The sequence below is a fragment of the Mesorhizobium sp. M0139 genome (genome assembly GCF_040322455.1).
In the GTDB taxonomy this organism is placed as follows: Bacteria; Pseudomonadota; Alphaproteobacteria; order Rhizobiales; family Rhizobiaceae; genus Mesorhizobium.
Map to the genome: position 1 here is coordinate 256,126 of NZ_JAMYTN010000011.1, position 13,330 is coordinate 269,455.

Annotated in this window: 17 protein-coding genes; 14 read left to right on the top strand and 3 right to left on the bottom strand. The window is 64.1% G+C overall.

The genetic code is table 11. The features are described from left to right. Positions 1-88: 88 nt before the first annotated feature. The 8 genes from NKJ58_RS20665 (at position 89) to NKJ58_RS20700 (ending at position 6,554) form a co-directional block, all read left to right on the top strand. Entirely contained in the window at positions 89-919 is an 831-nt protein-coding gene (locus tag NKJ58_RS20665; RefSeq protein WP_352519851.1) for a transporter substrate-binding protein, read from the top strand. A 69-nt stretch (positions 920-988) separates the two neighbouring features. Further along, positions 989-1,654: an amino acid ABC transporter permease gene (locus tag NKJ58_RS20670; protein ID WP_023673106.1), complete on the top strand. Its 666-nt coding sequence runs from the start codon at positions 989-991 to the stop codon at positions 1,652-1,654. A gap of 1 nt (position 1,655) precedes the next feature. Beyond that, positions 1,656-2,306, top strand: a complete 651-nt coding sequence (locus NKJ58_RS20675) for an amino acid ABC transporter permease (RefSeq protein WP_023684027.1) — start codon at positions 1,656-1,658, stop codon at positions 2,304-2,306. Positions 2,307-2,310: 4 nt separating this feature from the next. Then, positions 2,311-3,105, top strand: a complete 795-nt coding sequence (locus NKJ58_RS20680) for an amino acid ABC transporter ATP-binding protein (RefSeq protein WP_023673108.1) — start codon at positions 2,311-2,313, stop codon at positions 3,103-3,105. A 116-nt stretch (positions 3,106-3,221) separates the two neighbouring features. Then, the gene (locus NKJ58_RS20685; protein ID WP_023673109.1) at positions 3,222-3,683 is read left to right on the top strand and encodes a RidA family protein; all 462 of its coding nucleotides are present in this window, start codon (positions 3,222-3,224) and stop codon (positions 3,681-3,683) included. Between the two features lie 20 nt (positions 3,684-3,703). Beyond that, positions 3,704-4,909 carry an aminotransferase class V-fold PLP-dependent enzyme gene (locus NKJ58_RS20690; protein ID WP_352519846.1) on the top strand — a complete coding sequence of 402 codons (1,206 nt, stop codon included), beginning with the start codon at positions 3,704-3,706 and terminating at the stop codon, positions 4,907-4,909. A 74-nt stretch (positions 4,910-4,983) separates the two neighbouring features. After that, positions 4,984-5,481: a 5-(carboxyamino)imidazole ribonucleotide mutase gene (gene purE, locus NKJ58_RS20695; RefSeq protein WP_023684029.1), complete on the top strand. Its 498-nt coding sequence runs from the start codon at positions 4,984-4,986 to the stop codon at positions 5,479-5,481. Beyond that, positions 5,478-6,554: a 5-(carboxyamino)imidazole ribonucleotide synthase gene (locus NKJ58_RS20700; RefSeq protein ID WP_023684030.1), complete on the top strand. Its 1,077-nt coding sequence runs from the start codon at positions 5,478-5,480 to the stop codon at positions 6,552-6,554. The genes purE and NKJ58_RS20700 overlap by 4 nt, the downstream gene beginning before the upstream one ends. 38 nt (positions 6,555-6,592) lie before the next feature. Here NKJ58_RS20700 and NKJ58_RS20705 read toward each other — a convergent pair whose 3' ends face one another. Beyond that, positions 6,593-7,021 (bottom strand): lysozyme inhibitor LprI family protein, encoded by a 429-nt coding sequence (locus NKJ58_RS20705; protein ID WP_023684031.1) that lies wholly within the window; start codon positions 7,019-7,021, stop codon positions 6,593-6,595. A gap of 242 nt (positions 7,022-7,263) precedes the next feature. Between NKJ58_RS20705 and ykgO the strand changes: the two genes are divergently transcribed. The 4 genes from ykgO (at position 7,264) to NKJ58_RS20725 (ending at position 9,735) form a co-directional block, all read left to right on the top strand. Beyond that, complete coding sequence (ykgO, locus tag NKJ58_RS20710) at positions 7,264-7,389, top strand: type B 50S ribosomal protein L36 (protein ID WP_006327841.1); 126 nt, start codon at positions 7,264-7,266, stop codon at positions 7,387-7,389. A gap of 113 nt (positions 7,390-7,502) precedes the next feature. Further along, positions 7,503-8,084: a tetratricopeptide repeat protein gene (locus NKJ58_RS20715; RefSeq protein WP_023684032.1), complete on the top strand. Its 582-nt coding sequence runs from the start codon at positions 7,503-7,505 to the stop codon at positions 8,082-8,084. Between the two features lie 116 nt (positions 8,085-8,200). Continuing rightward, a complete protein-coding gene (locus tag NKJ58_RS20720) occupies positions 8,201-9,265 on the top strand; it encodes an alpha/beta fold hydrolase (RefSeq protein ID WP_023684033.1) in 1,065 nt (354 codons plus the stop codon). Positions 9,266-9,270: 5 nt separating this feature from the next. After that, positions 9,271-9,735, top strand: a complete 465-nt coding sequence (locus NKJ58_RS20725; protein ID WP_023684034.1) for a hypothetical protein — start codon at positions 9,271-9,273, stop codon at positions 9,733-9,735. Between the two features lie 8 nt (positions 9,736-9,743). Here the strand turns inward: NKJ58_RS20725 and pyk are convergent, their stop codons facing one another. Then, on the bottom strand, positions 9,744-11,189 hold the full coding sequence (gene pyk, locus NKJ58_RS20730) for a pyruvate kinase (RefSeq protein ID WP_023673117.1): 1,446 nt from the start codon (positions 11,187-11,189) through the stop codon (positions 9,744-9,746). Continuing rightward, on the bottom strand, positions 11,186-11,674 hold the full coding sequence (locus tag NKJ58_RS20735) for a DUF1036 domain-containing protein (protein ID WP_023673118.1): 489 nt from the start codon (positions 11,672-11,674) through the stop codon (positions 11,186-11,188). The genes pyk and NKJ58_RS20735 overlap by 4 nt, the downstream gene beginning before the upstream one ends. A gap of 246 nt (positions 11,675-11,920) precedes the next feature. Here NKJ58_RS20735 and NKJ58_RS20740 point away from each other — a divergent pair, with 246 nt between their 5' ends. Both NKJ58_RS20740 and NKJ58_RS20745 read left to right on the top strand, forming a co-directional pair. After that, positions 11,921-12,718, top strand: coding sequence for an N-formylglutamate amidohydrolase (locus NKJ58_RS20740; RefSeq protein WP_023673119.1), 798 nt, complete (start codon positions 11,921-11,923; stop codon positions 12,716-12,718). Positions 12,719-12,730: 12 nt separating this feature from the next. Continuing rightward, positions 12,731-13,039 carry a DUF1244 domain-containing protein gene (locus tag NKJ58_RS20745; protein ID WP_023673120.1) on the top strand — a complete coding sequence of 103 codons (309 nt, stop codon included), beginning with the start codon at positions 12,731-12,733 and terminating at the stop codon, positions 13,037-13,039. The last annotated feature ends 291 nt before the right edge of the window (positions 13,040-13,330 follow it).

A 13,330-nucleotide genomic window follows, 5' to 3' on the forward strand; every position in this document is an offset into this window, starting at 1 on the left:
GTCGGCGACACGTGTGTCTGTAGGGGAACTCAAACAACAGGAGGTCGCAGTGAACGACGCATCCAAGCGAGATTTTCTGAAACTGGGCATGGCCGGGCTTGCAACGGCGGGCGTGATGACCGCTGTCAGCGCCGAAAAGGCGGCGGCACAAGCCGCATCCGACAGCGTTCTGCGCACCGCGCTTGACCGCGGCAAGCTGATCGTCGGCACCGGCAGCACCAACGCGCCATGGCATTTCGAAAACGATCCCGGCGAGCTAGTCGGCATGGACATCACCATGGGCCGCATCCTGGCCAAGGGTCTGTTCGACGATCCGAGCAAGGTCGAGTTCGTCATGCAGGATCCGGCGCAGCGCATCCCCAATGTCACCACCAACAAGGTCGACATTACCATCCAGTTCATGACCATGACCGCGCAGCGCTCGCAGCTGATCCACTTCTCCAGGCCATACTATGTCGAGGGCGTCGCCCTGCTGACGCTGCCGACGGCGGAAAACAAGACCTTCGACAAGCTGCTCGCCGGTGGTTCGGCGACGCGCATCTCGATCCTGCAGAATGTCGATGCCGAAAGCTCGGTCCATTACGCCCTGCCGGAGGCGCAGGTGCTGCAGATCGACACCCAGGCCAATGTGCTGCAGGCACTGGAATCGAAACGCGCCGATGCCGCCGCTGTCGATCTTTCAACCGTGCGCTGGCTGGCCTCGCGCAACCCCGACAAATATTTCGATGCCGGCAAGAGCTGGTACTCGATGCTCTACGGCGCGGCCGTCAGGCAGGGCGACCTGGACTGGCTGACGTTCGTCAACCAGACCTTCACCATCGCTATGTTCGGCCATGAGACCGCACTCTACGACGCCGCCTTCAAGGACTATTTCGGCCAGGAGCCGCCGGCCCGCCATCCGGGTTTCCCGGTTGTCTGACAAGCGCTGGCGGAAGGGTTAGCCCTTCCGCCTTCTAGTTCGCATCCCCTTGGTTATTGCGGGAGACGCATGGGCTATACGCTCAACTTCAACCTGATCTGGCGGCATTTCGACAAGCTGTGGGGCGGCCTTCTGCTCAGCCTCGAGCTTGCCGTGATTTCGATTGCCATCGGCGTCGTCATCGGCCTGATGCTGGCGGTCTGGTATGTCTCGGCCGGACGCGTGGTGCGCGCCATCATTGCGGCTTACGTCGAATTCATCCGCAACGTGCCGCTGATCCTGCTCGTCTATCTCGTCTTCTACGGCCTGCCGACGGTGATCGACGTCGCCTACGACGCGCCGACCTCGTTCGTGCTGACGCTGTCGGTCTATAGCGGCGCCTATCTGGTCGAGGTGTTCCGCTCCGGCCTGGAAGCCGTGCCGCGCGGCCAGCTCGATGCCGGCAAAGCCATCGGCCTGACGCCCTGGCAGCGGCTGGTTCATGTGCGCCTGCCGACCATGCTGCGCATCACGCTGCCGGCGCTGTCCAACACCTTCATCTCGCTGTTCAAGGACACGTCGATCGCCTCGGTGATCTCGGTGCCCGAGCTCACCTTCGGCGCCCAGTGGATCAACTTCAACACCTTCCGCATCGTCGAGGTCTATCTGGTGACGACGGCGATGTATCTGGTGACCGGTTACACCCTGCTGTTCGGACTGCGGCTGGTCGAACGCCGGTTCAGGGCTGCGCGCTGACATGCTGAGCCAGATCCTCTACGCCGTACCGTTCCTCGCCCAGGGCTTCGCCATCACTTTGTGGGTGTCGCTGCTGGTCGTGGTGCTGTCGCTGATTGCCGGCGTCGCGCTCGGCGTCGGCCTGGTCTACGGCCCGGCGCCGCTGCGCTGGGCCGTGCGCATCTTCTCCGACACCATCCGCGGCATCCCGATCCTGGTGCTGATGTTCTTCGTCTATTACGGCCTGCCGGCCATCGGCCTGCATCTGCAATCCTTCTCGGCGGCGGTGCTGGCGCTGACCTTGTTCAAGACGGCGCAGGTCATTGAGTATCTCCGGGGCGCCGTCGGCTCTATTCCCAAGGGCCAGTCAGAAGCGGCGATGGCCATTGGGCTGACTTTTCGCCAGCGGCTCACCTACGTCATCTTTCCGCAGGCCTTCCGGCGCTTCCTGCCGCCCTGGATCAACGGCGTCACCGATGCGGTCAAGGGCAGCGCCCTAGTCTCGCTGCTCGGCATCACCGACCTGATGCAGGCGATCAACCAGGTCATCGGCCGCACCTATGAGGCGATGCCGCTCTACATCCTCGGCGCCTTGATCTATTTCGCCGTCAACTATGCGCTTTCCTACGCCAGCCGGCGGCTGGAACGGCGCTTTGCCTTCATCCGGGACTAGCACGATGGCCACAAGCTCGAACGACAATGCTGCCCTTCTCGACATTGCCGGGGTCTCGAAAGCCTTTGGTTCGGTCGAGGTGCTTCGCTCGGTCAGCCTCAAGGTGGACAGGGGCGAGGTGGTCACCGTCATCGGCCCTTCCGGCAGCGGCAAGACCACCCTGCTGCGCTGCGTCAACTTTCTCGAAAGCTACGACTCAGGCTCGATCCGAATCGACGGCAAGGAGGTCGGTTTTCGTGAGGCCGGCGCGCGCCAGCGGCGCAGCGAGCGCGACCTTGCCAATATGCGCGCCGAAACCGGCATGGTGTTCCAGAGCTTCAACCTGTTTCCGCACCTCACCGCCGCCGGCAACATCATGCTCGGCCTCACCAAGGTGCGCGGCAAGAGCAAGGCCGAGGCGCGCCAGATCGCCGAGCATTGGCTGAGCCGCGTCGGCCTGGCCCACAAGGCCGACAGCCTGCCGGCGGAACTCTCCGGGGGCCAGCAGCAGCGCGTCGGCATAGCGCGGGCAGTCGCCATGGAGCCGAAGATCCTGCTGCTCGACGAGATCACCTCCGCGCTCGATCCCGAATTGGTCGGCGAGGTGCTGGCCGTTGTGCGCAGCCTGGCCGAAGACGGCATGACCATGGTGATGGTCACGCACGAGATGGCCTTCGCCCGCGACGCTTCGAGCCGCATTGTCTTCATGGCCGATGGCGGTGTCAGCGCTGTTGGCCCGCCGAAGGAGATCCTTGCCGAAGAGACCACCAATGAGCGCCTCCGCTCTTTCCTGGCGCGCTTCCGCGCCTCCCATTTCTGACATGGGCGGCCCAAAGCAATTCCAGGAGAAGTGTAAGCGGTTTTCCCGGGAAAAGCGCGAAGCGCTTTCCCCTGGAATTGCGTAAAACAACAGGCCGGCCCAAGGAGAATTCTTCCATGACGCCTTACATCCGGCTCGCCGAACTCGGCCTGACGCTGCCCGAGCCGCCGACACCGATCGCCAATTTCGTCACCCATGCGGAAAGCGGCCGGCTGATCTTTCTTTCGGGTCAAGGGCCGCTGCGCGCCGACGGCACGCTGTGCACCGGCAAGGTCGGCGAGGACGTCACCGTCGAGCAGGCCTATGAGCATGCCCGCCTCACCGGCCTCAACCTGCTCGCCGTCATGCACGCCGCCGCCGGCGATCTCGGCCGCATCGTGCGCGTCGTCAAATTGCTCGGCTTCGTCAATGCGACGCCGACCTTCAGCGACCACCCGAAAGTGGTCAATGGCTGCTCGGACCTGTTCGCCAGCGTCTTCGACAAGATCGGCGGCCATGCCCGCTCGGCGATCGGGGTCGGCTCGCTGCCTGGAAACATCACCGTCGAAATCGAAGCGGTCGTCGAGATCGCCGCCTGACAGTCAAGGGATTGCTGAACATGAAAACCTATTCCGACACCGGCTCCAACACCACGATCCGCGAACGACTGGGACTGAGGCCGATCATCAACGTCTCCGGCACGATGACGACGCTCGGCGCCTCGATCATCGTTCCCGAGGCGATCAGCGCCATGGCCGAGATCGCCTCGCAGTGGGTGGAGATGGACGATCTGCAGCGCGCCGCAAGCGTGATCACCGCCCGCCTCACCGGCGGCGAGGCCGGCTTCATCACCGCCTGCTGCGCCTCAGGCATCACAATGGCGATCGCCGGGGCGATGACCGGCACCAATTTGCTGGCGATCGAACGGCTGCCCGACGACACCGAAGGCCTGAAGTCCGAAGTCGTCATCCAGCTTGGCCATATCGTCAATTACGGCGCGCCGATCGACCAGTCGATCCGCGTCGCCGGCGCCAAGGTCATTTCAGCCGGTACCGTCAGCGTCACCCAGGATTATCACGTGCGCGAGGCGATCAATGAGCGCACGGCGGCGGCGCTCTACGTCGTGGCGCACCACACCGTGCAATACGGCATGCTTTCCCTGGAGGAATTCTGCGATATCTGCCACGCCAGGGGCGTGCCGGTGATCGTCGATGCGGCTTCCGAATATGACCTGCGCAGCTTCCTGGCGCGCGGCGCCGACATCGTCGTCTACAGCGGCCACAAATTCCTTTCGGGGCCGACCAGCGGAATCGTCGCCGGCCGCAAGGATCTCGTCCGCGCCGCCTATCTGCAAAACCGCGGCGTCGCCCGCGCCATGAAGGTCGGCAAGGAAAGCATCGCCGGCACCATGGCGGCGCTCGAAGCCTGGGAAAAGCGCGACCATGCCGGCATCCGCCGACGCGAGGAAGCGGCGCTCAATCTATGGAGGGATTCGCTGCAGGGAATACCCGGCATCGTCGCAAACATCATTCCCGACCCGACCGCCAATCCGCTCGACCGGCTGCAGATCTTCGTCTCCCCCGAAAGCCGCTTCAGTGCCGCCGGCCTCGCCTCGGCATTGGCGGCCGGATCGCCGCCCATCATCGTGCGCAATCACGAGGTCGAGCGTGGCCATTTCTTCCTCGACCCCTGCAATCTGCACCCAGGCGAGGCCGAGATCGTCGCCGAACGCCTCCGCGCCGTGCTCACCGCGGCCGACAGGCCGGCGGATGCGATGAGACAGCCGCGAAAGGATTCATCCGGCGCCCTGCGCTGGCCGGACTAGGCTGCGGCGGCCGCCATCCTTGCGGGCCAGCCCGAATTCCGCTAAGGCGCGCCATTACCGCCGGGAGCATGCGCTTGACCGACCACCGCGCCGACGTCGCCATCATCATGGGCAGCCAGTCCGACTGGGCGACGATGCGCCACGCCGCCGAAACGCTGGAGGCGCTGGGCATTCCGCACAAGCGGCTGATCGTCTCCGCCCACCGCACCCCGGACCGCCTCTATGATTTCGCCAAGGGCGCCAAGGCGGCCGGCTTCAAGGTGATCATCGCCGGCGCCGGCGGCGCCGCCCACCTGCCCGGCATGACGGCGGCGATGACGCCGCTGCCGGTGTTCGGCGTACCGGTCGAATCGAAGGCGCTGTCAGGCCAGGATTCGCTGCTCTCCATCGTCCAGATGCCGGCCGGCATTCCGGTCGGCACGCTTGCCATCGGCAAGGCGGGTGCGGCCAACGCCGCCCTTCTGGCGGCCGCCGTGCTGGCGCTGAACGACGAAGAACTTGCCGCCCGCCTGGATGCCTGGCGCACCGCCCAAACCGCCAGGGTCGCCACCGAACCGACGGATGCGCCGTGAGCCTGCCCGCGGGATCGAGCATCGGCATCATCGGCGGCGGCCAGCTCGGCCGCATGCTGGCTGTTGCCGCAGCGCGCCTCGGCTACCGCACAATTATCCTCGAACCGCAGGCCGATTGCCCGGCGGCTCAGGTCGCCAACCGCCAGATCACCGCCGCCTATGACGATGCGGACGCCCTTGCCGAACTGGCGGCAGTCAGCGCCGTCGTCACCTACGAATTCGAGAATGTGCCGGTGGCGGCCGCCGGCGCACTTGCTTCCAAGGTCCCGGTTTATCCGCCGCCGCGAGCGCTGGAAGTTGCCCAGGATAGGGTGGCGGAGAAGCTATTCCTGAACGGCATCGGCATCAGGACAGCGGATTTCCGCTCCGTCGACAATGACGACGAGCTGACGGCGGCGCTGAGAGAGTTCGGTGGCAGCGGCATCTTGAAAACCCGCCGCATGGGCTATGACGGCAAGGGCCAGCGCGTCTTCCGCAACATGGAGACGGGCGGCTTTGCCGGCACATGCGAGACCATGGGCAATGTGCCGCTGATCCTCGAATCCTTCGTCGCTTTCGAGCGCGAAATCTCGGTCATCGCCGCGCGCGGGTTGGACGGCGCGGTCGCCGCCTACGATCCGGCTGAGAACGTCCACCGCGACGGCATCCTGCATACCTCGACCCTGCCGGCCCAGATCAGGCTGGAGACGGCGGCGACGGCACAGGGGTCGGCAGCGAAAATCCTGGCGGCCCTCGACTATGTCGGCGTCATCGGCGTCGAGTTCTTCGTTCTTGCCGATGGCACGCTGCTGGCCAACGAAATGGCGCCGCGCGTGCACAATTCCGGCCACTGGACGGAAGCCGCCGGCATCGTTTCGCAGTTCGAGCAGCATATCCGCGCCATTGCCGGCCTGCCGCTGGGCAACCCTGGCCGGCATTCAAACTGCATCATGGAAAACCTGATCGGCGACGATGTGCTGCGCGTACCCGCTTTGCTCGCCGAGCCCGATCTGATGCTGCATCTCTACGGCAAGGCGGAAGCGCGCCCAGGCCGCAAGATGGGCCATTTCACGCGCATCAGCCGCCGTAGCTAAGCCATTCCGGCACTTTGCGCGAGGGCGTGGCTCGAGCCCTATTGCAGCTCGTCGTTCAGATCCCCGTCTTCGTCGGGGCTGGCGCAACTCGCATCGCCTTCCCTACAATTGGCGCCCGCGGTGAGCTGTTTGATGCGCTGGTCCGTCAGTTCGGTCAGGCATTGTGAAACCTCCATCGGATGGATGGAGCCGCCCTCGCTGTCTGTCGTCGTGTAGGCGCATTCGGCGTCGCGGAAGGCGATCCAGGCGCGTTGCGCGACCTGCAGCAGCTTCCTGCCCTTGTCGTCGTTGCGACCGACGAGATCCTTGTAGGCCTGGTTGAGCTTGGCATCGGCGGCCCGATAGTCCTCGCCGGCGCAGATGTTCATCATCTGCTGGCTGTCGTCGTTGCGGTCGCATTCCTGCGCCTGCGCGATGGAGGCGGCTGCCATAACGGCAAGGCTCGCGGACACAAACAACAGGCGCATAGAGGTCTCCAAATCGGCTTGCGGGTGCCGCACCATTCCAGCCCGCCTTCGGCCGCGCAATGGCGTGGAGCCGAGATGGCGGATATTTGATGGCCAAAGCCATTCTCGGCCTCTATCCAGCACGCTTGCGGTTGACACGGGCAAGGCTCCTCGTTTATGAGCCACCGCAAGTTCAAAGGCGCGCTTTTCAGGCGCGCCTTAATAATTCGGCCCGGACAGGGCCCAGACCGACGGGCAAGACCATGAAGATCAAGAATTCGCTCAAGGCGCTGAAGGCGCGTCACCGCGACAACCAGCTGGTTCGCCGCAAGGGCCGCGTCTACATCATCAACAAGACCGCTCCACGCTACAAGGCGCGCCAGGGCTGAGTGTTCGGCCGGAGGCTCGTTGCCTCCGTCCATACGATGGTAATTGCCTGGTTCCAGGCACTTTCACGCTAATTTCAGTTTGACGATCCGCCGTCCGGGGTTAGATTCCGGCGATGCGGATTCTTTTTGCATTTTTGGCCACCCTCTTTCTTTTCGGCGTCGCTCCGGCGTCGGCGGACGATCCGCCGGCAAAGCCGCCGGTTGCCCTGACCAGGGAAGCCAGGCTCGACCAACTGTTTGCCGAGCTGAAGCGCGAGCGCAACGAAAAGGCGGCCGAGCGCATCGCCGGGCGCATCTGGGGCGAATGGTTCCAGTCCGGCAGCGCCTCGATCGACCTGATGATGCAATGGTCGCAAAAGGCGATGGACGACCAGAAGTTCGACGTCGCCCTCGACTTCCTCGACCAGGTCGTCATCCTGCAGCCAAAATATGCCGAAGGCTGGAACCGGCGCGCCACCGTCCATTACATGATGAAGAATTTCGGGAAATCGATGTCCGACATCGACCAGACGCTGCAGCTGGAACCACGCCATTTCGGCGCGCTTTCGGGCCTGGCCCAGATCATGGCCGCCACCGGCCACAAGCAATCGGCGCTCGAAGCCTGGCAGAAGGTGCTTACCATCTATCCGATGATGCGCAGCGCTCAGGACCAGGTCGCGGCAATTTCGGAAGAGCTTGCCGGCGAAGGAATTTGATTAGGCAGTAGGGATTAGTGAGTAGTCAGTAGAGAAGATTGGTCGAGACGCCACCTCCCTACTCCCTACTCCCTACTCCCTAGAACTTATCCCCCTCCACCCCCGTATCTCCGCGCATGAACCTCATTTACGCCGCCTGTGCTTTGCTCCTCGCGCTCGTCTTTGCCCTGGCCGGCGTCACCCGCGCCGGCGCGTGGCTGATCGAGTGGCGAAACCCGCCGGCCGGCGAATTTGCCGACATCGGCGGCACCCGCATCCACTATGTCCACGTGCCGGCGCCTCAAAATGCCGAGCTGCCGGCCATCGTCTTCATCCACGGCGCCAGCGCCAATCTCAGGGATCAGATGCTGCCGATCAGGCCTTTGCTCGAAGGCCGCGCCGAGATGGTCTTCCTCGACCGGCCGGGCTTCGGCTGGTCGGCACGCGGCCCCGGCAAAGAGAGCCCGTCGGCGCAGGCCGACACCATCGCCAGACTGATGGACCGTCTCGGCATCCACAATGCGATCATGGTCGGCCATTCCTTTGGCGGCGTGATCACCGCCGCCTTTGGCCGCGAACACCCGGAGAAGACGCTCGGGCTGGTCTTTCTGTCGCCGGTCAGCCACCCCTGGCCGGGCGGCGCGACCGCCTGGTACTACAAGCTGACCGCCACCCCCATCATCGGCTGGCTGTTCTCGGAGACATTGACCTATCCGGCAGGCACGCTGCAGATGGACAGCGCCACGGCCTGCGTGTTTTCTCCCAACAAGGTGCCGGAAGGCTATGTCGGCAATGCCTCGATTCCGCTGGTGCTGCGTCCCGGCGCTTTCCGCGCCAACGCCATCGATGTCGCCGGCCTCTACGACTATACGTTGAAGGCCGCGCCGCATTACCGCGACATCAGAGCGCCGACGATTGTCATCTCGGGCGACCGCGACAAGGTGGTCTATGCCTCGATCCATTCGGTCGGCCTGGTCAGGGACATCCCCGGCGCCGAACTGATCTGGGTCCACAATCTGGGCCACAAGCCGGATTGGATCGCCTCCGACCTCGTCGTCGGCGCGATCGAGAAAGTCGCCGGCAAGGTCGTCGACCTGCAGGCAATGGCAAAAACCGTGGAAGCACGCATCGCCGGCGATGCCTACAACGATGCACAGTGCCCCGACATTACGGTGCCCGACGCGGAACTGGCCCCGACCTGATCGCAATTTATGTCCTGAAACACGGCATCAAGAGAAACCCGGAGAAGCGATGGGCGTTGCCGGACCGCATCTTCTTCGGCTATGGCGCGTGCGCCATTCTTGCCGGCGCCTTTCTCGAGCGTCCTCCTCTGGACGGCTTTTACGGCGAACGGATCATTCCTGGCGAGGGCTTTTCCGGGAACCATATTTACGCGACGAACGGCGTGATCGCGTTCGACTACCACGGCTATTCAGCCCGCGAGCGGCTTTTGGAACACCACAAGAGGGGCTGGGCGTCGCGCAATCCCGGGTGGCACTGCACGATCGCCACGGTCGATTTCGATCTGCTCGACACAGTCGAACTCAACCGGCGAAAGATGCTGGGTCCGGACCAGTACCTGCACGACCCCGTTCCTCGCGCACACCGCTTCCTTCAGCGTATCGATCACGCCGAAGGTGCGGCAAGAGCGCTGCGAACTGTGATGAGTTGAAGCCTCTGTCAACCTATGTTGCGGGTGGCCTGCACGTCCGACCCGACATAGGCGATGCGCAGCATGTTGGTCGAACCCGGCGTCCTCAGCGGCACGCCCGCCGTGATGATGACGCGGTCGCCCGGCTGACCGAACCCCTCTTCGAAAGCGATGCGGCAGGCGCGGTCGACCATGTCGTCGAGGTCGCTGGCGTCGGGCGAGACGACGCAATGCGTGCCCCACAAGAGCGACAGCCGCCGCGCCGTGTTGAGGATCGGCGACAGCGCGATGATCGGCACTTGCGGCCGCTCGCGCGCGGCGCGCAGGCCCGTGGTGCCCGACGCCGTATAGGTGATGATCGCCGACAGTTTCAGCGTCTCCGCAATCTCGCGGGCGGCGAGCGAAATGGCGTCGGCGCCGGTTGCTTCCGGTTCCGAGCGCTGCGCGTTGATGATGCCGGCATAGGTCGGGTCGGTTTCGACCTTGGTGGCGATGCGGTTCATCATCGCCACCGCCTCGACCGGATAGGCGCCGGCAGCGGATTCGGCTGAAAGCATGATTGCGTCGGCGCCCTCGAACACGGCGATCGACACGTCGGACACCTCGGCGCGGGTCGGCACCGGCGCGGTGATCATCGATTCCAGCATCTGCGTGGCGACCACCACCGGCTTGCCGGCGCGGCGCGCGGCGCGCGTGATCTGCTTCTGGATGCCGGGCACCGCTTCCAGCGGCATTTCCACACCGAGATCGCCGCGGGCGACCATCAGCGCGTCGGAGAGTTCGATGATTTCGGCCAGCCGGGCGACGGCCTGCGGCTTTTCAATCTTGGCCATGATCAGTGCCCGGCCGCGCGCGATCTTGCGGGCTTCCGCCAAATCCTCCGGCCGCTGCACGAAGGACAGCGCCACCCAGTCGACGCTTTCCGCCAGCACCGCATCGAGGTCCTTGCGGTCCTTTTCGGTCAGCGCACCGACCGGCAGGTCGGTGTCGGGCAGGCTGACGCCCTTCTTGTCGGAAATGGTGGTGCCGGCGACGACGGTGCAGGTGATAGACTTGCCGTCGCTCTTCACCGCCCTGAGCTCCAGCTTGCCGTCATCGATCAACAGACGGTGGCCGGCCTCGACCGAGCTCAGGATTTCGGGATGCGGCAGGTAGACCCGGGTCGACGTGCCGGGCTCGGGATTGTTGTCGAGGGTGAAGGTCTGGCCCGGCGTCAGAACCTCCTTGCCGTTGGCGAACTTGCCGACGCGCAGCTTCGGTCCCTGCAAATCGGCCAGGATGCCGATCGGACGGCCGACCTTTTCCTCGACCGCGCGGATGCGGCCGACCAGCGTGCGCATCAGCTCGTGATCGGTGTGGCTCATATTGATGCGGAAGACATCGGCGCCGGCTTCGAACAGCTTCTGCAGCATCTCCTCGGACGAGGAGGCAGGACCGATGGTGGCGAGGATCTTGACCTTGCGGCTACGTCTCATTGACTGTTTGTTCCCGGGGCGGCTGGAGCGCCTCCCGTTGTGGACTCATCGGTCAGCTGGACCATCCAGCTTGCCTGCTCGCCCGTGTCATATTCCTGGAATCCGGCGCGCTGGAAGCCCCGGGCGACGCAATCGGTAACGCCTGCGATCTTGAACTCTTTTTCAGCCACGCACATGTTGATCGGGCCATCCCAGCGCCCGCCGCGCTCGGCGTCTTCTGCATAAAGATAGTAAAACCTCGATGACAGCGGACCTTCGATCAGCGTCTTGCAGCTCGATCCTTCGATGTGCCACCACCCCTCGGTGATCCAGCCTGCCTTGGCGCGGTAGCCGATGCCAACGCCGACCAGGTTCTGCGTGGCGTTGCAGACGCGGAAATCGGCGCGGGCAGGCGAAGCCGCGACCAGCGCGGTGAGCCCTAGCGTCAGGGTCAGGAGCGGCACGGCAAAGGCGGTGCGCGCACGCGGCCTGCCGGCGGAACCCATCCCGAAACCCCTCAATAACGTCATCTGCATCTCTCAACGCCCCTTTTCGGAAAAGTCCGGGCGCATGTCAACGCGCCGTTCTGTCCAATTCCAATCGATTTAGAAAGGCCCCCGACACGCGATCTGCCGCGCGTCACAGGATTTTCGCAGAAACCGTGGCCAAACAACGGCATTGCGCAACAGTCCTCTTCGTGGGAATGACGATACCACCCTCCCCGGAAGCCAGCGAACAGACCTTTCCAGCCAATGACCCGATCCACAGTTTTCGCGCCTTTCGATATCGTCGAAGGCGACCGCAAGCGAGGCATCGTGCTTGTCGCCGACCATGCCCGCCGCGACCTGCCGGAGGAGTATGGCAGTCTAGGCCTGCCGGCGGCGGAACTCGATCGCCATATCGCCTACGACATCGGTGTCGAGACGGTGACGCGCGAACTGGCCGCAGCGCTCGACGTGCCGGCGGTGATCGCCAATTTTTCGCGGCTGCTGATCGATCCCAATCGCGGCGAGGACGACCCGACGCTGATCCGCCAGCTCTATGACGGCACTGTCGTGCCGGGAAACTACCCTATGGCGCCGCAAGAACGCGAAAGGCGGCTCGACGGCTTCTACCGGCCTTATCAGGACGCGGTCGGCGCCATGATCGCGTCGGTGGCGCACGCCTCAGGCAAAGCGCCGTTCATCTTCTCCGTACACTCCTTCACCCCTGTCATGCAGGGCTTCATCCGCCCTTGGCATGTCGGCATATTGTGGGACCTCGACGACCGCGTGGCGCGGCCGCTGATCGACATGCTGGCGCAGGATAAAAACCTCGTCGTTGGCGACAATGAACCCTATGACGGCGCGTTGCGCGGCGACACCATGTTCAAGCACGCCATCGTCAACGGCTTTGCCCATGCGCTGATCGAGATCCGCCAGGACCTGATATCAGACCGCAAGGGGGCGCTGGCCTGGGCGGAACGGCTGGCGCCGATCGTTGACGCCATCGACCGCCGTCCCGATATACATCAGGTGAAGATGTTCGGCTCGCGCACCGGGCCGCTGTGAGGATCCAAGGCAATGACCGAACTCAGCGATGACCAGAAACGCGATTTCGAGGCCGCGGCCTTCCGCCGGCTGGTCGATCATCTGCGCGAGCGCAGCGATGTGCAAAACATCGACCTGATGAACCTCGCCGGCTTCTGCCGCAACTGCCTGTCGAACTGGTATCGCGAAGCGGCCGAGGCTGAGGGCGTCGATCTCGGCAAGGATCAGTCGCGCGAAATCGTCTACGGCATGCCCTATGCGCAATGGCAGGCGCTGAACCAGACCGAGGCTTCGGACGCCAAGAAAGCGGAGTTCGAGGCAAGACGGCCGAGGGATCACTGAGGTAGCGCGCGGTTCACAGGATTGACGTCGGCGGGACAGCGCCCCCCTCTGTCCTGCCGGACATCTCCCCCACTTGGGGGGAGATTGGCCGTCACGCAGGCTCTAGCCAATCGCCAGCGGTGCAAGAATAAGCGAGGCGCCGAAGCCGCCAATCTCCCCACTTGTAGGGGAGATGTCCGGCAGGACAGAGGGGGGCGCGAAGGAACGCTGCCTAACGGTTTCCCCTTAGATGTGGCCCACAAGCTTTTCGCAGCCAAGCGCTTGACGAGAAATTGAATCGATCTAATTTGC